We start from the raw sequence: 18,597 nt of genomic DNA on the forward strand, positions 1-18,597 counted from the left end.
GATAATGATTATATTAGTATCTGATATAACTTACTGTGGTATTATAGTATTCTTCAAAACCGTGAATACCGTCAGCGCCACCTAAGCCTGATTCACGCCAACCTGCGTGATAGCCATTAACGACTTCTTCAGCCTCACAATTTGCATATACTTCACCAAATTTTAGACGTTCGGTTGCTGTCATTACTTCTGTTAAATTTTCAGAGAAGATATAAGAAGATAAGCCAGCGTTTGTATCATTAGCGTCTTCAATCACTTGTTCAAAATTACGGTATGTTGTTATCGCAAGAACAGGACCAAAAATTTCATCTTTAAAGACGCTATCGTCTTTTCTAACGTTATCTAATACCGTTGGTGCGTAGAAGAAACCATGGCGTTTTAATTGATGTCCACCAGTCATCAATGTTGCACCATTTTTAATAGCATCTTGGACCTTGTCATGAATACTATCAAGTTGTTTTTGGTTAATAATTGCGCCATAATCGGTGTTTTCATCAAATGGATTTCCAACACTTAAGCTTTTCATTTTGGAAGTTACTTTATTTAAAAAGTCATCGTGAACATCTTCATGCACAAAGATACGTTCAGGGCACGTACAAACTTGACCTGCATTATTTATACGGGCTGTCACAATATAGTCAACTGCTTTATCTAAATCGGCATTTGATGTGACAATGACTGGAGCATTTCCACCTAATTCTAAATTTACTTTCTTTACAGTTTGAGCAGCATTTTCGTAAACAGATTTACCAGCTCTCATACTTCCAGTTAAAGAAATAAGTTGAATGTCTTTATGCGAAGCTAATTGTGTACCTACTGTTTCTCCAGTGCCAGGAACAATTTGAATCAAACCTGCTGGTATAGTTGATGCTCTGAATAATTCAGCTAATCGAAGAGTGAGTAACGTTGTCTCTTCACTAGGTTTAATCACTACTGAACAACCAGTTACAATAGCTGGAATGACTTTTCGCATAAGGACAAGTATCGGTGCGTTCCATGGCACAATACCAGCAGTAACTCCGATAGGTTTGTTGATAATTTGAATCGTTTCATTTGCAATACTATTTTGTAGAACACGTCCTTTATCTGACATACTCAGACTTGTCATATAATCGATAAATGAGATTGATTTGTCAATTTCTCCATAAGCTTGCGATAAAGTTTTACCTTGTTCTTTTACGTATAATTGAGCTATTTCATCGCGATTTTTTTCTAATAAAGGTATAAGTAATTTAACATGTTCTGCACGTGTAGGTTGAGGTACGCGCTCCCATTCAAGTTGTGCTTGTTGCGATTTTTCAATTGCGTCGTTTACTTCCTCTTCAGTTGCAAGAGTGATAGTATCAAATGCCTCGCCAGTAGCTGGATTAATGACATCCATTGTCTCTTTAGACTGACTTTCTATAAATTCATTGTTAATAAATAATTGATTTGTCATGTTAAACACCTCCATTAGAAGTATTCCCTGAAAAATCAGTTTTAAATTTAAATTGCATTATTTTATATTAAAATTCTCCTGAACTTCAAGAAAATGAGCAACCATTAAGAAGGTGAATAGTGTTTAAATAGATTCGTTAATTTACACAGGAAGTGTTAATAGAATTAAAAGTTGTTAGTATGTGTTTAACTCTTTACCTTATTGACAATATAAAAGCCTAAGACAATTTGTCCTAGGCTAAGATTATTATTTTCGTAAAATTCCTTTGTATATCACAGGAATTAATAAGATAAAACCAAAAAGTCCCATGATAGGGAATACTTTACCAATGAGAGAAATGAATCCCACAAAAGTACAAGCAAATGTTATTATCACCATCATAACTATAAGAATATAATAGCGTTTCGTAAACGGTCGACTAAAGCGCGATGCAAAGGCGTACATTAAACCTACTACTGTATTGTATATGACTAAAACCATAATGACAGACATGATAATACCAATGGATGGAGAAATCTGCTTAGCAAGTAGCAATGATGGTAATGCTACCTCTTTAATTTGATTAAATTCTGTAACAAGACCAAAATTAATTAAAAGTAATAGTAAAGTCACAATAATACCACCGATAAGTCCACCATAAATTGTGGACGATTGATATCGTAGCTTACCGCCCATTACAGTTAAAAAGCTAAATGCAGCAGCAATTTGTAAGCTAGCATAATTAATTGCGTCAAACCACCAGCCAGGAGAAATCGACTTATTTTGATTTGAATATTGACTGGCGTTATTAAAGTTTAAATCACCGGTAATAAAGTAATATACTGCAATCATTACTACGACTGCCACAAGAAATGGTGTTACCCCTCCTAAAACAGCGATGAGACGATCGAACTTTAGAAATAATGTTAACAAAATAAGTATCACTAAAATGAAAGAACTTAACCAAAAAGGTAAGCCAAAACTTTCATTTATGGTAGATGCACCGCCGGCTGTCATAATAATTGCTAGAGAAAATAAAAATACTGTAAGTATAATATCAAATAATTTAGCTATTGTTGGATGTAGATAATAGCGAATAGATTCGGAGTGGTTTTGAGATCTAAGACGAAAGCCAGTATTTAATACGAATATTCCTCCAAGAGTTATGATAAGTCCAGTAATAAAAATACCGCTAATACTGTAAATACCATGACTAGTGAAGAATTGAAAAATTTCCTGACCTGTCGCAAATCCTGCTCCAACTACAACGCCTACAAAGGCGAAGGCAACAATGATGGATTCTTTAACATTGCTCATTTAATAAACAAATCCCTTCAGGTGCTATCCAAGTTAGATTAATTTTTCTTACAAAAATTTTAAAAATTACATTAATCTATTTTAGATGATTTTACCGAAAAAATAAACAGTAAAGTTCGCCACATATGTACTATTGTATAAATAGGGTGTACGTTTAAGTGTGGTATGATTAAATAAGATGGCAGATAAGTGCGTATAGTCAAGTACCATCTAACCTAAATCCATATATTTCATTTAAATGTTTACATTATCTTTAAGCAAATCATAATGCAATTGCAAATCATTTTTGGTAGTATAGGTCAATATTAAGTATATAAATCGAATTGGAAATAAAGAAGGTGTTTAATATGTCATTGGAATTGCCCGTGATGCTAACGATTGTATTGTTCTTAGCACTAGGCATTTTTAGTCAATGGTTAGCGAGTAGAATAAAATGGCCGTCGATTGTTGTCATGGCCATCGTAGGTTTACTCGTAGGACCTATTTTTGGATTAGCAAATCCAAAAGAGGCACTTGGACCTGAGGCATTTAGTTCAATTGTATCTCTTGCTGTAGCAATTATTTTATTTGAAGGTAGTAGTAATCTAGATTTTAGAGAATTAAAAGGCATTTCTAAAGCTGTTATAAGAATTATAACTATAGGTGCAGGGATTGCGTGGATTTTAGGAGCGATTGCTTTACATATAACAATGAGTTTCCCTTTATCCATTTCGTTTGTGATTGGGGGTCTATTTTTAATCACTGGTCCAACTGTGATTCAACCTTTATTAAAGCAAGCGAAAGTAAAAAGAAATGTCGATTCAGTATTAAGATGGGAAAGTATTATATTGGATCCTATTGGACCTATTATTGCACTCACAGCATTTTATGTATTCCAGATTTTTGAGGAAGGGATAGGCTTTGTTGTTATTATTCTCTTTATCTTGAAACTCTTAGCTGCAATTTTAATAGGTTTTGGTGCAGCCTTTCTATTTAATTGGCTTATAGGTCAAGATAAAATTCCTCAAAGTTTAATGCCACCCATTCAGTTTGTATTTATTCTTTTAACATTTAGTATCTGCGATGAGATATTATCAGAATCAGGCTTACTAGCTGTAACAATTTTCGGCTTAATGATGGCGCGTAAAAAACGTCATGATCTCATCTTTAAAGAATCAGACCACTTTATAGATAATGCATCTTCTATACTTGTGAGTACTGTATTTATTTTAATTACGTCCTCTTTAACTAAAGATGTGTTGCTCAATGTGTTATCTTGGCAGCTCATACTCTTTAGTTTGGTTATGATTGTATTAGTAAGACCAATTTCAGTGCTTCTTTCAACATTAGGTACTGAAATAACTAAAAAGGAACGTGCAGTAGTAGCACTAATGGCGCCTAGAGGTATTGTGGTTTTAACAGTGGCACAATTCTTCTCAAGTTTATTTATGGACGATAAAATTCCTATGGCTCAATATATTACACCAGTAACCTTTGGTCTTGTATTTATCACTGTAGTCATTTATGGATTTGGTTTTACACCTTTAAGTAAACTGTTCGGTGTAGCAAGTACAGAGCCACCTGGCGTAATCATCGTCGGAGAAAGTGAATTTTCATTCCATCTCGGCATTAATCTAAGGGATCATGGTATACCCGTCATGATGTTCAACTTATTTGAAAACACATCAGAAAAAGCCCACGAAGCGGGGTTCGAAGTATTTAAAGGTAATCTTTTATCTAGTAATGATAGAATTTATTCTGATTTATTACGCTATAATAAATGTATTTTGATGACACAATCGTTTATCTTTAACAGTTTAGCATTTAATGAATTGGTACCTGAATTTGGCTTGAATAATGTAGATATGATGCCAGTATCTTTTAATGATGAGCAAGCACGAAACAATTTAAATGGTCCAATTAGAAATCATATATTATTTGATGAAAATCATACCCCACGTTGGTTTAATCAATTTATTACACAACATAATATTGTTGAAGTACCGGCAGAAGATTATGAAAAAATTACGGAAAATGATATGTTAATCTATCATATCAATGAGGATAAAGAAGTGACGTTTAAACGAAGTAATAGAGATATACCTGAACATGAAACAGGTGTTTATGGTATTTTAAAAAATGCTTATTTAACTTAATGTGTTGCGTAAGTTATAAAAAGCCATACTTCAAAAATTAATTTGTTTTATGAAAAGATAATCAATGACGTGACCATTAATTAATTTAAAATAAAACATAGTATACTTTAGCACATGAATTAAGCGCCTGTACATGAGTGTATGTACGGGCGCTTTTAATTTAAGTTATTAGGAGATAAGATATGTTATTACACATCAACTTACTAAATATGTTTAAAGATATTATTTTAAATATCGGTCGTGCATTAAAATTTTGAGGATATCAATTTGATCTTGCAGTTGTTTACCGATATTGGTATCTCTAATTTTTTTACGTTGCAATTCTTCATCTACAACGCGTTTTACTGACAATTCATCTGCCCCCATTGATAACACTTTTTCTTTTCTATTAAACTCTTTATGTGCGACCAATTGCATACCAAATGAATTATATAAAAGTGTGTATCCGGCAATACCAGTTGTTGATTGATAAGCTTTTGAAAATCCTCCATCTATGACTAACATTTTACCATCAGCTTTAATTGGATCTTCACCATCAATTTCTTTAACAGGCGTATGACCATTTATGATACGGCCTTCATCTGGATTAAGACCAAAATCCTTTAACATTTTACGTATCATATCAACATCTTCACGTAAGTAATAATAAGGATTTTTCTCCTCTTTATGAGATGCTTTATCTTCTATAAAATAACGTTCAAACGTTGTCATGGCACGTTTACCAAATAAAGATGAGTATTTACCTGTCCAAAGATACCATACTAAATCTGTAGATATGTCTTCGGTAGATTCTTTATGGTCGAAAGCTCTTCTTACATGATATTCAAAAACATCGAGTAGATCACGACCACTTAAACGTTCACCTTCAATTTCAAATGATTCCATTTCTCCATTTTCATCGACGGGAATACAACCGTGAATTAAAAGGTTGCCATTATAAGGTAGATATAATTTTCCTTTTCGCATAAGGAAAGACATATGACGTCTTAATTTTTCAGATTGTTGGAATGAAAGTAATAGCTTATCCATGACTTCTTTTTCCTCTGCTAGTAATTCAGCGGGATTATTAGGGTCTACAGTTTGGAAACAAGTATCTTTAAGCGGATATGTTTTACCATATATAGTGATTTCATTGTTATCATAATCTATTTTTTCTAAAACTAAGCGTTCTTCCATTTCAAAAGAAGGACGACGCTTAATAATAGGTATTTCAAGTTTAAATTGAATCATCGCAATCGCTTGATGAATTTTTGTGATTTGACTTTCTTCGCGCTTTGTAAGACTGACGTCTTTATCTGGTCGTTTCTTAGGTTTAAAAGCTGGGTTTTCAGCATCGTAATACTTTTCAGCAAGCGTAAGTAAAGGACGTAGATTGATTCCATATGCATCTTCGATAATATCTAAATTATCATAACGTGCACAGATTCGTAGAAGGTTCGCAAGACATACTTTTGAACCAGCATAGGCGCCAATCCATAATACATCATGATTTCCCCATTGGATATCTACAGAATGATAATTTATTAATGTATCCATAATTTTATCAGGTTTAGGACCACGATCATAGATATCGCCCACGACATGAAGATGGTCTACGACAAGACGTTGTACAGTATAGGAAAGGCCAATGATCAAATCATCTGATTGCTCTAATTCAATAATTTGGTTGACTAGTGTTTCATAATAAGGCTTTTTATTATGAAATTCATTGTTCTTATAAAGTAACTCTTCAATGATATAAACATATTGTTCAGGTAATGCTTTGCGTAATTTTGAACGTGTATATTTTGATGAGCAATATGTAATTAAATCAATTAATTGTTGAATGGTTGTAATATACCAAATATTTAATGTTCCGATTGAATCGAAATTATTTTTAACTAATTTTAGTTTTTCTTCCGGATAGTATACTAATGCTGCTAAGTCGTTGATTTCTTGCTTGGATAATTTATCTTTGAAGATATCATTAATTTTAGCACGCACATTTCCAGATCCGTTTCTTAAAACATGTTGGAAAGATTCGTATTCACCATGAAGGTCACTGACAAAATGTTCAGTTCCTTTAGGTAATTCTAAGATTGACTCTAAGTTAATAATTTCAGTAGCAAGTTTTTCTGCACTGTCAAATTTTTGTGAGAGTAAATCTAGATATTTTTGTTTCATTTCACTTTCTGTAATATGGGTCATGCATAGTCACCTCTAATTATATTTTCCGACCTAACGATACGATTATTTATAATAATGCGCTTACATAGATTATCTTGAAAAACCAATTAATTTTCAATAATTGCGTATCATAAAATTAAAATTAATAAAAAAGCTAAGTTAACCGTTAAGAAACGGAAAACTTAGCATAACATTTATTTAACACTTCGACGACGTTTCATTAAATAACGTACGACAAAATATATGACTGCAATAATAATAATGACATACATGATACGTGAATATGTATGAATACCATTCATCAAAGCGTCAAAACTGTCACTGAGCAAACGACCGAGCAGTATTAAAGCAAAATTCCAAATTGTAGTACCTATTAACGATAAAGTTGTAAACTGAATAACGTTCATTCGATTAATGCCAGCAGGTAATGTAATTAATACTCGAAGTACCGGGACAAATCGACATAAAAATACAGCCCATGCACCATACCTTTTAAACCAATCATTTGCCCGTTTCAAATCTTTACTTTTTAACTTCATCCACTTACCATGTCGATCAACGAAACGATATAATTTCTCTTCTGAGATAAGTCTACAAATATAATACAAAATGAGTAAACCAATGAATGAAGCAATTGTTGCTATGATTAATAATGTCCATATAGACAAGTGTGATTTCACAGATAATAAGCCTGCAAAAGTTAAAATAATCTCAGACGGAACAACAGGTAATACGTTCTCTAATAAGATTAAAATAAATATCGCTGTATAACCCCACTTACTAATAAAATCGGTGATAATTTGTTCCATACAACGTTAGTTTCTCCTTTTAAATTAATCGAGTTGTCGTAAACTTGATGTTAAGTATAAGTTATTTTAACAAGAAACAGGTTGAAAGGGTAACAATCTTACTTTAATTAGCGTATGGATTTTAACAACGTATTGTATAGGTGATGTGCTTCTTCATCATTGTGTATACCATATGCATTCATACGACCATCTTTAAATAAGGTGAATTCATAAGTTTGATATTGAATTAATTTGGCAAAAGAAGTAGATTTCACCATATTTCCTGGGAAATGGACAGCGTGTTTAAAAGCTTTAGGTGGGAATCTAAATAAATAAGCATTCCCACACAAGTCCTCAATGGTACGTTCTTGTTGGCTTTCTAGTAACGTATATTCATGTTTTTCACACACTGGGCAATCTTTATTTTTGAGTGCATCTACATTCATTGACTTATAATTAATATTAAATGCATCGATAGTGATTAATTGCTTAGAAAATCCTTTTCCTGAAAGATAACGTACGGCCTCTGCTACTTCATAGCTTGCAATCATTGATATAACAGGGGGAAGTACGCCATTAATAGCGCAACTTTCCCCTGTGTCAGGAATTGTTTGCAATAAACATTTTAGACATGGTCCTTGGTGATCTATTCCATATATTGATCCTTTACTACCAACAGCTGCACCATAAACCCATGGGATTTGATGCTTGTGACAAACCTCATTAATCAGGTATCGTATTCTGAAGTTATCCATGCCATCAATGATGATGTCTGGTTCGGCATTTTTTATCAAATTTTCGATATTTGATGATGTAACTTCTAAATCATAAGTTGTTAGATTGACATTTGTATTAATTTGATTAACCTTATGCTTGATTGCTTCTACTTTGGATATTAAAGTATGTGCGTCTTCTTCATCGAAGAGTGTTTGTCGATGTAAATTTGAAATTTCAACAATATCCATATCGACGATTGCAATATGATGAGCCCCCATGCGTGCGAGTTGATCTACAATATGGCTTCCTAAAGCACCAGCACCAAAAATAAGTATTTGAGAGGTAGATAGCTTTTGCTGTCCCTCTTCTCCAAATGGTGCAAAGCGTGTTTGACGTTCATAACGCGACATTTTACAAGAACCCTAAACCTTCTGATGGACTAGATGCTTGTGCAGTATACTTAACAGGAATGCGTCCAGCTTCATATGAAAGTCTGCCGGCATTTATACCTAATTTCATTGCTTCAGCCATTTTCACAGGATCTTTTGCTGCTGAAATGGCTGTGTTGAGTAAAATACCATCTGCGCCAAGCTCCATGGCATGACACGCATCTTTAGGGGAACCAATACCAGCATCTACGATGACAGGGACACTAGCATTTTCGATAATATAACTTAAATTTAATGGGTTATTAATACCTCTACCTGTGCCAATAGGAGATGCAAGTGGCATGACTGCGTGTACACCCAATTTTTCCAAACGTTGAGCTAAAACTAAATCATTAGAGATGTAAGGACAAACAATGTAGCCCTTTTCTAACAATACTTTGCATGCCTCGTATGTTTCGAATGGGTCAGGTAATAATGTTTCGTCATCGCCAATGACTTCGACTTTAATCATGTCACATACACCTGCGTGACTAGCAATTTCAGCAATTCTGATAGCTTCTTGAGCTGTTTTGGCACCTGCAGTATTTGGAAAAGTGATAAAATCTTTTAAATTAACGTTTGCAAGTGGGTTAGGTAGGTTACGATCATATAAATTCATCCGTCTTACTGCAAATGTAAGTACATTTGTTTCAGATGCCTCAATTGCTTTTGATTGAACCTCTTCATTTTCAAATTTACCAGTACCTAAAAGTAAACGAGATTGTAATTCTAAATTTCCTATTTTAAACATATTAACCGCCTCCAACAATTTCTAGTAATTCTAATCTGTCGTCTTCTCTTACAATATATTCTTCATATTTGTCTTGCTTGATAAGTTCTTTGTTTAGTTCAACAATCACTCGTTTTGGGTCTAACTCAAGTGAATGTAAAACCTCTTGTATCGATTGATCCTGATCGAAAGTGAAGAGGTCGCCATTAATGATACACTTCATGATTATTCCTCCTTGTAACTGTAAAACTTGAATAACGTGATGGTTTAATACCAGAAAGTAGCCAATTGGCAATGTCACGACCGATAATAGGTGACAATAATATTCCGTTTCGATAATGACCACTTATCACGTATAAGCCATCATCAATTTGATCCATGACTGGCATTTCTTTTTCTGTGTATGGTCTTACTCCTGACCATTTCTTCAGTATATGACTGTCTTTTAGTTGAGGTACACGATGATATGCATGGTGAAGAAGCCAATCCATACCTTCATCTGTAGTACCGACAGAATAATTATTAAATTCACTCGTCGCACCAATTAAAAAACGATTGGGTTGTTTTGGAACGATGTAACAACCATTAGTCATAAATAATGTTTCAGTAAGTGCAAGATCGTTATTTTCTAATAAGATGACTTCTCCTTTAACGCCAATCACTTGTCGTTGTAAATGATATTGTGTTAATAATTGTGAAGACCATGCGCCACCTGCAACGATAACTTTGTGCGCTTCAATTGTTGAAGATTGATTGGTTTTCACTGAATAATAGCCATTATGCCGTTCTATTGAAGTGACCTCTGTAGACGCATAACGCTTAATCTCTCTTAACTTCAATGATTCTAATAATGCCAGTGTGTAATGATGTGCATTAATTTGACCATCATGCGGTATATGAATGGCCGCGTATGAAGGTTTAACTTCACCATGTGTAAGTTGTAGCAAGTCATCATCTGATAATTGTTTGACACTACGGTCTTGACTATTCAGAAATTGATATTGTCGTCTTATAGATGAGATATCATCGTGTTCATTAGCAATTTTGATAAGTCCTGAATTTTTAAATTGAATGTCTATGCCTGTTTCATCTAATAATGATTTACTTAATTGTGGAAACATAGCACGAGATTCGATGGCTAATTGAAACAAGTCACTATCCTTTGTAAATTCATTTTGTGCGCCAAGCATACCTCCAGCTTTATATGACGCATGCTTTCCAGGTACATCTCTATCTATGACTGCAATATCTAAGTGTGTTGCACTGAGGTGTCTTGCAATTGACATACCAATAACTCCTGAACCAATGATTAGTACATCATGCATGAGTAGACCACTCCTTTCTTAATTGTTTAATTTCTTCTAGTGAAGCATTGTTAAAATATGATATGGCACATATACCTTTAAATCCAGGTGGCATCTTTTGAATCGAATGTTCATTGATACCGCCAATAGCATAAATAGGGATAGGAACATCTAATGCTTGTTGAATGGTCTTTTTAGAACGTGGTGGCGTATCTGGATGTGAAGCGGTCGGAAAAATATGCCCCAAAAAGACATAATCTAAATTATTTTCATAACATCGTTTTACTGTTTCAATGTCATGTGTAGACATACTTACATAAATATCAGGATGTGCTGCTTTATATGCGAAAGCAGTTGTATCATTACTCTTAAAATGAATACGTTTAAGATTTAATTCCTCTAATAGTGTCGTATCACTGTGAATAATTATTTTATCTTTACTAAAACCCAATTGAAGTAAAGATTGAATCATGTCCTTGTTTTCTTCGTTATTCATGGAAGTGCGAAATAACAAGCCATCAATAGCTTCTTCGATATGTTTATAATGCTGTAAATCGTCCCTAGTCAGTTGTTTATGATGTGTAATCGCAATAAATATAAATATCCCCCCAATTTCTACAATAAAAAAACGCTATTTCCCTTAAATTGGGAAATAGCGTTGAGCTTTAGTATGACTTCATAAAATTGAGCGTCGCCACTTCCCTACGCCAGTATGAACTGGATCAGGTTCCAGGAATTATAAAGTCAGTTCTTTACTCTCAGCCTTAAACAAAGGCACTTCCAGTGGTTAAATATGAAATTAATTTACAAGATATTAAATGTTTCGTTTACAATATTTTACTACCTTTAATAAAAGACTTCAAATTTCTTTACAATTTCTATTAAGTAATTTGTAGATATCGTATTCATTTAAAAGTTATTATCATCATTTGCGAATCATTTTTAAACTTTAATTTGCCAAGTACATATTTAGAAACCATCTTTCAAAATCAATAACTAATGATTGCTAGTATATTGTGAGAATAGGGTGTAAGGGGCGCGGTAAAAGATATAAAGGTGTAAGATGCATCTAAAATACACAAAAAATTTTAAAAAGTTCAAAAAAAATTCACAAAAAGTATTGTAACCGTTTACACTACGTGCTATATTAATAAAAAATTGTAGCGCTACAACTTAATAGTTGTTTTAAAAATTGAAGTTAAAACAGTCACCAGAGGGGATTTCTGAAACATAACGACATCATAATAAGAAACAACAGAATACAAATGGAAGTAGGAAACAAATATGAAAGAAAAACGTAGTAATGTTCGTTGGTATTTTGCAATAGGGTTCTTCTTTATTGGGGTTATTGCTTACATGGATCGATCTAACATATCTTATATTGCAGTACCGATGATGAAAGATTTGGGGTTAACTAAGACACAATTTGGTTTATTAGCATCATTTTTCTCCCTAGGATATGCATTAATGCAAGTACCTTCGGGAATGTTAGCAGAGAAGTTTGGACCACGTAAAATGATTACTGTCGCTTTAGTTTGGTGGAGTGCATTTACTATCTTAACAGGGATGATTAAACACCATGGTTTACTTTACTTTATTAGATTCTTATTTGGTGTTGGTGAAGCGCCAATGTATCCATCCAATGCGGTTTTTAACTCTTTTTGGTTCGCTAAAAATGAAAAAGGTCGTGCATCTAGTGCGTTGTTAGCAGGTTCTTATTTTGGTCCAGTTTTAGCACCTATCATCACGATAGCCATTGTCAACGCTTTTAACTGGCAAGCCGTTTTCTACATTTTCGGGGTTGTAGGAATTTTAATGGCAGTTCTTTGGGCAATTATTGCTAAAGACTTACCAGAACAACATAAAATGGTAAACGATGCCGAGAAAAGATTTATTACTCAAAATCGTGATATTGTCGCGACTGAGAAATCTTTACCACCGTGGAAACGTTTTTTAAGTCATTTCAGTTTTTACGCAATCGCATTACAATACTTTGTAGTTCAGTTTGTTATCGCGTTGTTCCTAATATGGTTACCAACATATTTAACTGAACAATATCATGTGAATTTCAAAGAAATGACTATCAGTGCATTACCTTGGTTATTTATGTTCTTCTTAATTTTATTTGCTGGAGCTATTTCAGACAAGATTTTGAATACAGGTCAATCACGTTTTGTTGCACGTGGCGTAATTGCGATTGCGGGATTTGTGGTATTCTCAATTTCAATTTTCTTAGCAGTACATACAGACAACTTATATGTAACCATTTTCTGGTTATCACTTTGTTTAGGTGGCGTAGGTATTTCTATGGGAATGAGTTGGGCTGCAGCCACTGACTTAGGTCGTAATTTCTCTGGAACTGTGTCAGGTTGGATGAACTTATGGGGAAATGTTGGCGCACTTATTAGTCCTTTACTTGCAGGAATTGTTGTAGATCATTTAGGATGGTCAATGACATTACAACTCTTAATCGTTCCGGCTATTATAGCAGCAATTTTATGGTTCTTCGTTAAACCAGATAAACCTCTTGTTGTTAGTGAAGAACATGTTAATAAATAATATTTTTTGAAACACATGCAATGACATTCATATCATTGCGTGTGTTTATTCTTTTATTATGTGGTATAGAACATGGAAGCGATAAGCGAATTGTTTTTTTAATCAGTTATAAACTGCTAAACTTATAATTAATATGTATAGGAGTTGACTAAAATGATTATTATTAACGCAAAATTAAAAATCGATGGTAACAAACGCGAAGATTATCTAAAACTTATGAAGGAATTAGTCATAAATTCTAGAAAAGAAGAAGGTAATTTATTCTATCATCATTACGAAGATGTAACTGAGAAAAATGTCTTTGTCGTAGTTGAAAACTATAAAGACGAACAAGCGGTTCAAGCACACAATCAATCAGATCACTTTAAAGTTTTTAGTGATAATATTAGTCAATATTTAATTGAAGAACCTCAAATTGATGTAAGTCAACCTATTCAATTATAATCACAATCTGTACTTACTCTAAAGTGACAATGTGATAAAATAATAACTAAATATCATAATTCTCAACAATGCTGATGAAGGGCAGAACAATAAATGTATGAAGTATATGTTCTGTCCTTTTTTAATTGAATTTGTGGGATGTTAGAGAAAGGAAGATTGGGATGCAACAAATCATTAACTCTTTGATACACTTCGACCGTTCAAAGATTGATATAGCTAAAGGAATACGACAAGGATTTTTAATGATACTACCAGCATTGATAGGTTACTTATTAGGATTCCCTATGTTTGGTATTTTAATATCAACAGGTACGCTAGCACATGTCTACGTTTTTAGTGGATCACCGCAATCTATGTTAAAAACAGTCATCACATGTTCACTATCATTTACTATTTGCATGATTCTTGGCACCTTAACAGTATCTCAGCCTATTTTATTTGGATTACTATTACTGATTGTTGTTACAATCCCATATTATACGTTTAATGCGCTAAAAATCGCTGGTCCATCATCGACATTCTTTTTAGTAACGTTTTGCTTATCTATAAACTTACCGATAGCCCCAGAAGAAGCGCTTTTACGTGGATCTGCAATTCTCATTGGTGGTATGTTGGCAACCATAACAGTAATTTTAACAATCATATTTGCTAAAGAGAAAGCAGAAGACAGAGCAATTCATACGGATTTTAAAACATTACATAACTTGCTACATCATTTTGATGAGCCAGAGGATTTCAAAGCATATGCTCGAAATGCTGTTACAGAATTTAGAAATTCTGAAAAACTTTTAATTACTTCAACATCAGGTGGTAATGGAAAATTAAGTAAAAGGTTTCAGAAATTAATTTTATTACATACATCAGCACAAGGGATATATTCAGAATTACTAGAACTCAATGAAAATCATATTCGTCCATTACCAAATGACTTAGTTGAAATGATGGATCATATCATTAAAAGTGTTCAACAACCTAAACAATATCGACCGTGGTCAAAAGTTGTTGATGTGGCACCAGAATTTCAAAATTTAATGGATCATATTTTGAAAATAGATGAAATGATTCACGCAAACGATAATCAAATTAAATATGAAGCAGATATTCGCAAGCCTTTATATAGCAAGCGAATATATCAAAATCTAACTTTCGACTCAATTGTATTTAGAAATGCTTTGCAATATACAGTTATTATGGCAGTGGCTATATTTATTGCTCTAGCATTTAACATTCAAAAAGCGTATTGGGTGCCATTGTCAGCGCATACCATCATGTTAGGTAATGTGACAACGATTCGTACGTTAGACAGGTCAATTGCTAGAGGTATTGGAACAATAATAGGGACTATTGTTTTGTCGGGAATCTTGGCATTTCATATCGATCCTATTTTCGCTATTATCATTATGGGATTTTCAGCCATGATGACGGAAGCGTTTGTGGCATCTAACTATGCATTTGCAGTTATTTTTATTACGACACAGGTCATTATGCTCAATGGTCTAGCCTCTCAAAATTTAAATATTGAGATAGCATACACTCGAATTATTGACGTTCTAATAGGTATAGCTATTGCAGTTATTGGTATATTCATACTCGCGCGTAAAACTGCATCCTCAATGTTATCTGATGCTATTGCCGAATTGGTACGTAAAGAAGGTATTTTATTTCATTATTTATTTTCAAAAAATAAACAGGAAACGAATGAACGTGATAGGGTAGAAAGTTTAAATTTAAACGTCAAAATCAGTAATGTGACACAGATTTACAATTCAGCGAATGGTGAATTGTTTAGTAATAAAGAAGCGGTAAGGTATTACTATCCAAGTATATTTGCTCTAGAGGAAATAAGTTTTATGCTAGAGCGTGCCATGAATAATAAACACCGACAAACAATAAATGATGATTTAATGGGTGAATATTTAGTTGTATTTGAAAATATAGCTAAGCATTTCCAATTTCAAGCAGATTTAAATCTTAGAGACATGCAAGCATTACCTCAATACAATTACATCCGTGCTTCCCTTATGAATATACAACGTAATTGTGCTGAACAACGTCAGGCCATCACAAAAGATTAATTAGTACAGATGTCTCGTATTGTTTAATTAAACAAATTTAGTGGTAAGGTGTAGTAAATTATTGAGGAGGTAAGACGATGCCTTGGACGATGCAAGATTATCCTCAAAGTTGGAAAAACTTTGAAGAACTCGAACGGAAAAAAGCGATTGATATTGGTAATGCGATGCTCAAAGATGGCTATAAAGAATCTGATGTGATACCCATTGCTACAAATCAAGCTGAAAAATGGTATCAACATGCTTCAAAAGAAGAATTAGAGACGTTAAAAAACAAACATATCACGCAACATCAAGAAGATGAATCAGCTAATCCTAAACTTAACGAAGAAAATGTTCATGTATATTATGAAGATCAGTTATGGAAAGTAAAATCTACAGAGGCTAAACGAGCTTCAGATACATTTGATACAAAATCTGAAGCAGTTAACCGTGCACAACATATCGCAGAGAATAAAGGTACCAAAGTGATTGAGCATCGAAAAGATGAGTGATTTTAAACAAAGTAATGATGAATGTATGTTGAAGTGATAACCTCATATAAACATTTGGTATTGTAATATAAAAGCTAATAAATATATGAAATTGACTTATCGATGATTAAAAGCATGAATGAATGTTACCTGAGACAATTATTGTTGTCTCAGTTTTTTTATCTATAAATGATATATGATACAACTGTAATATGACATAAAATTTCTATATTAAATTTTAATTCGCTATAATGGGTTTGAAAAGAAATCGGAGGTTGAGAAAGATGTATGTAGAGAGAAAGCCTGCACTTTATATCGAAGATTTACGAGACGAATTCAAAAATAGCTTAAAACATTTTAAAGATGATGATGAAGCATTTAATACATTAGTTGGATTTGTGGAACTGGACCACCTATATTCTTCAGCACTTAAAGAAATAAGTACAAAATTAAGTATTTTAGATGATAACTTTAACTATCAATATAAACACAATCCAATTCATCATATGGAACGACGAGTAAAAGAGATGCACAGTTTAGTTAAAAAGTTGAATCGTAAAGGATTTGAAGTAAGTGCACAAAGTGCTAAAGATAACATTATGGATATTGCTGGTATACGTGTCGTATGTAACTATTTAGACGATGTTTATGTCATTGAAAAAATGTTATTAAGACAAGAAGATGTTAAATTATTAAAACGTAAAGATTATATCACACATCCTAAAGAAAACGGCTATCGAAGTTTACATATCGTCGTATCTATTCCAGTATTTTTAGCAGATTCAGTAGAAGTAACACCAGTAGAAATACAAATTCGTACAATCGGCATGGATATGTGGGCAAGTTTAGAACACAAAATTCGTTATAAAAATGATACAGACACTGAAAAATATAAAGGATTATTAGAGCAATGTGCATCAGAAATTACAAATGTAGAAAGTAAAATGCAACAAATACATTCAGAAATTTCAAATCGAGAGAAGTAGCGTGAGTTTTTGTTTTAAATCATATAGGAGAAATTAAAAAACGGTAATTTTCTTGTTAATACAAAGAAAATTACCGTTTACTATATTATTTCATTTAAATTATGATTAATATTTTAATTCTAATCTTTATTTAGCTTGTTTTTATGTCTATATATGAATTGATTAATGATAAAATCTGCAATTATCATTAGTGAAATCATAATGAGTAAGCTCATTGTTACATCACTAGTGAAATGTGCACCAATACGAATTCTGCTCAATGCCATTAAAATGCTATAACATAATCCGATACTAAACACTATTTTTTGAGTGCGTAATTTTTTAAAGTAAAATGCGATAAACATTAGAAATGCACCATTTCCAGTATGTCCTGAAGGGAAGGAACTATGTCCAGTGTTTCCATTAATTGTGAGCCAGTGAGTGAAATGTCCAGCTTTGTCAGTGATTTCATATGGTCTAAAACGTCCCCACAAATGTTTCAAGCTATCAACAAGTTCTAATCCAATAAATAAAATCATAAAGCTAATAAGTGAAACTTTGAATAAATGATCAAGTTCTTGGTTATTTGTATGTTTTAACCAAAACTGATAACAAATAAAAGTGATAATTATAATGATAATCAAAGAAATAAAGAAACTCATTCCTAAAGATAAAGCATTTCCGGCGTTTCCTTCATTATTTGCCATACCCATTGGCTTATGATTTTTGATGTTTTCTGATGTAGATAACATATATTGAGCAGTTTCTGACACGAATTCATTGGTTTTAATTAGGGTGAATATGAAAGATATAAGCAATGTTAATATTTTAGCTAATTTATTTTGAAATGTAGTGAAAATATAATAATTTAAAATTACAGTTGAAATAATTAGTACAAGCGTAGGTGGAAATAAACCGTAGTTTTGGAATAGTGTGCCAAAAACGGAATCTTGATTCATGAAATGATTTGAAATCTGTTGATCGATAAGAGGTGAACTTAAAAGAATACATATTAAGATACCTAAAGTTGTAAATGCTAATTTCTTTGAAATAACCATAAAATAATGTGCCTCCCTAGATGT

Annotated in this window: 16 protein-coding genes and 1 riboswitch; of the genes, 6 read left to right on the plus strand and 10 right to left on the minus strand. The window is 32.8% G+C overall.

Going from position 1 to position 18,597, the window contains the following annotated elements; all coding sequences use genetic code 11:
* Positions 1–13 precede the first annotated feature (13 nt).
* Together aldA and ACVBFA_RS02930 are read right to left on the minus strand one after the other, a co-directional pair.
* Entirely contained in the window at positions 14–1,438 is a 1,425-nt protein-coding gene (gene aldA, locus ACVBFA_RS02925) for an aldehyde dehydrogenase (RefSeq protein ID WP_164539701.1), read from the minus strand.
* Between the two features lie 246 nt (positions 1,439–1,684).
* Complete coding sequence (locus ACVBFA_RS02930) at positions 1,685–2,734, minus strand: YkvI family membrane protein (protein WP_447158776.1); 1,050 nt, start codon at positions 2,732–2,734, stop codon at positions 1,685–1,687.
* Between the two features lie 347 nt (positions 2,735–3,081).
* Between ACVBFA_RS02930 and ACVBFA_RS02935 the strand changes: the two genes are divergently transcribed.
* The gene (locus ACVBFA_RS02935) at positions 3,082–4,869 is read left to right on the plus strand and encodes a cation:proton antiporter (protein ID WP_002490655.1); all 1,788 of its coding nucleotides are present in this window, start codon (positions 3,082–3,084) and stop codon (positions 4,867–4,869) included.
* Positions 4,870–5,091: 222 nt separating this feature from the next.
* Here the strand turns inward: ACVBFA_RS02935 and ACVBFA_RS02940 are convergent, their stop codons facing one another.
* The 7 genes from ACVBFA_RS02940 to ACVBFA_RS02970 form a co-directional block, all read right to left on the minus strand.
* Positions 5,092–7,056 carry a fructose-1,6-bisphosphatase gene (locus ACVBFA_RS02940; RefSeq protein ID WP_126122255.1) on the minus strand — a complete coding sequence of 655 codons (1,965 nt, stop codon included), beginning with the start codon at positions 7,054–7,056 and terminating at the stop codon, positions 5,092–5,094.
* A 173-nt stretch (positions 7,057–7,229) separates the two neighbouring features.
* Positions 7,230–7,844 (minus strand): DedA family protein, encoded by a 615-nt coding sequence (locus ACVBFA_RS02945; RefSeq protein WP_447158777.1) that lies wholly within the window; start codon positions 7,842–7,844, stop codon positions 7,230–7,232.
* A gap of 107 nt (positions 7,845–7,951) precedes the next feature.
* Positions 7,952–8,950 (minus strand): thiazole biosynthesis adenylyltransferase ThiF, encoded by a 999-nt coding sequence (gene thiF / locus ACVBFA_RS02950; protein ID WP_126122253.1) that lies wholly within the window; start codon positions 8,948–8,950, stop codon positions 7,952–7,954.
* 1 nt (position 8,951) lies between these two features.
* A complete protein-coding gene (locus ACVBFA_RS02955; protein ID WP_002447124.1) occupies positions 8,952–9,719 on the minus strand; it encodes a thiazole synthase in 768 nt (255 codons plus the stop codon).
* Position 9,720: 1 nt separating this feature from the next.
* A complete protein-coding gene (thiS, locus tag ACVBFA_RS02960) occupies positions 9,721–9,921 on the minus strand; it encodes a sulfur carrier protein ThiS (RefSeq protein WP_058649726.1) in 201 nt (66 codons plus the stop codon).
* The gene (thiO, locus tag ACVBFA_RS02965; protein ID WP_002486460.1) at positions 9,905–11,023 is read right to left on the minus strand and encodes a glycine oxidase ThiO; all 1,119 of its coding nucleotides are present in this window, start codon (positions 11,021–11,023) and stop codon (positions 9,905–9,907) included. Before thiO ends, thiS begins: the two co-directional genes overlap by 17 nt.
* Positions 11,016–11,615, minus strand: a complete 600-nt coding sequence (locus ACVBFA_RS02970) for a thiamine phosphate synthase (protein WP_126122252.1) — start codon at positions 11,613–11,615, stop codon at positions 11,016–11,018. Before ACVBFA_RS02970 ends, thiO begins: the two co-directional genes overlap by 8 nt.
* Before the next feature lie 69 nt (positions 11,616–11,684).
* A riboswitch (TPP riboswitch) is annotated at positions 11,685–11,794 on the minus strand.
* 492 nt (positions 11,795–12,286) lie between these two features.
* Between ACVBFA_RS02970 and ACVBFA_RS02975 the strand changes: the two genes are divergently transcribed.
* The 5 genes from ACVBFA_RS02975 (at position 12,287) to ACVBFA_RS02995 (ending at position 17,536) form a co-directional block, all read left to right on the plus strand.
* Entirely contained in the window at positions 12,287–13,561 is a 1,275-nt protein-coding gene (locus tag ACVBFA_RS02975) for an MFS transporter (protein ID WP_002458193.1), read from the plus strand.
* Positions 13,562–13,714: 153 nt separating this feature from the next.
* Complete coding sequence (locus tag ACVBFA_RS02980) at positions 13,715–14,005, plus strand: putative quinol monooxygenase (RefSeq protein WP_002458192.1); 291 nt, start codon at positions 13,715–13,717, stop codon at positions 14,003–14,005.
* A 161-nt stretch (positions 14,006–14,166) separates the two neighbouring features.
* Positions 14,167–16,080, plus strand: coding sequence for an FUSC family protein (locus ACVBFA_RS02985; RefSeq protein ID WP_164539700.1), 1,914 nt, complete (start codon positions 14,167–14,169; stop codon positions 16,078–16,080).
* A 77-nt stretch (positions 16,081–16,157) separates the two neighbouring features.
* Positions 16,158–16,571 (plus strand): DUF2188 domain-containing protein, encoded by a 414-nt coding sequence (locus ACVBFA_RS02990; protein WP_002458190.1) that lies wholly within the window; start codon positions 16,158–16,160, stop codon positions 16,569–16,571.
* A 263-nt stretch (positions 16,572–16,834) separates the two neighbouring features.
* Positions 16,835–17,536 (plus strand): GTP pyrophosphokinase, encoded by a 702-nt coding sequence (locus tag ACVBFA_RS02995; protein WP_002438184.1) that lies wholly within the window; start codon positions 16,835–16,837, stop codon positions 17,534–17,536.
* A 119-nt stretch (positions 17,537–17,655) separates the two neighbouring features.
* Here ACVBFA_RS02995 and ACVBFA_RS03000 read toward each other — a convergent pair whose 3' ends face one another.
* Positions 17,656–18,573 carry a phosphatase PAP2 family protein gene (locus ACVBFA_RS03000; RefSeq protein ID WP_126122251.1) on the minus strand — a complete coding sequence of 306 codons (918 nt, stop codon included), beginning with the start codon at positions 18,571–18,573 and terminating at the stop codon, positions 17,656–17,658.
* Positions 18,574–18,597: the final 24 nt, after the last annotated feature.

This window comes from Staphylococcus sp. MSU001, assembly GCF_052976705.1.

Excerpts from the sequence above, each read along its gene's own strand:
- thiS (WP_058649726.1), bottom strand. The coding sequence starts at position 9,921 with ATGAAGTGTATCATTAATGGCGACCTCTTCACTTTCGATCAGGATCAA.
- ACVBFA_RS02985 (WP_164539700.1), top strand. The coding sequence starts at position 14,167 with ATGCAACAAATCATTAACTCTTTGATACACTTCGACCGTTCAAAGATT.
- ACVBFA_RS02980 (WP_002458192.1), top strand. The coding sequence starts at position 13,715 with ATGATTATTATTAACGCAAAATTAAAAATCGATGGTAACAAACGCGAA.
- ACVBFA_RS02940 (WP_126122255.1), bottom strand. The coding sequence starts at position 7,056 with ATGACCCATATTACAGAAAGTGAAATGAAACAAAAATATCTAGATTTA.
- ACVBFA_RS02935 (WP_002490655.1), top strand. The coding sequence starts at position 3,082 with ATGTCATTGGAATTGCCCGTGATGCTAACGATTGTATTGTTCTTAGCA.
- thiO (WP_002486460.1), bottom strand. The coding sequence starts at position 11,023 with ATGCATGATGTACTAATCATTGGTTCAGGAGTTATTGGTATGTCAATT.
- ACVBFA_RS02945 (WP_447158777.1), bottom strand. The coding sequence starts at position 7,844 with ATGGAACAAATTATCACCGATTTTATTAGTAAGTGGGGTTATACAGCG.
- aldA (WP_164539701.1), bottom strand. The coding sequence starts at position 1,438 with ATGACAAATCAATTATTTATTAACAATGAATTTATAGAAAGTCAGTCT.
- ACVBFA_RS02975 (WP_002458193.1), top strand. The coding sequence starts at position 12,287 with ATGAAAGAAAAACGTAGTAATGTTCGTTGGTATTTTGCAATAGGGTTC.
- ACVBFA_RS03000 (WP_126122251.1), bottom strand. The coding sequence starts at position 18,573 with ATGGTTATTTCAAAGAAATTAGCATTTACAACTTTAGGTATCTTAATA.
- thiF (WP_126122253.1), bottom strand. The coding sequence starts at position 8,950 with ATGTCGCGTTATGAACGTCAAACACGCTTTGCACCATTTGGAGAAGAG.
- ACVBFA_RS02990 (WP_002458190.1), top strand. The coding sequence starts at position 16,158 with ATGCCTTGGACGATGCAAGATTATCCTCAAAGTTGGAAAAACTTTGAA.
- ACVBFA_RS02995 (WP_002438184.1), top strand. The coding sequence starts at position 16,835 with ATGTATGTAGAGAGAAAGCCTGCACTTTATATCGAAGATTTACGAGAC.
- ACVBFA_RS02930 (WP_447158776.1), bottom strand. The coding sequence starts at position 2,734 with ATGAGCAATGTTAAAGAATCCATCATTGTTGCCTTCGCCTTTGTAGGC.
- ACVBFA_RS02955 (WP_002447124.1), bottom strand. The coding sequence starts at position 9,719 with ATGTTTAAAATAGGAAATTTAGAATTACAATCTCGTTTACTTTTAGGT.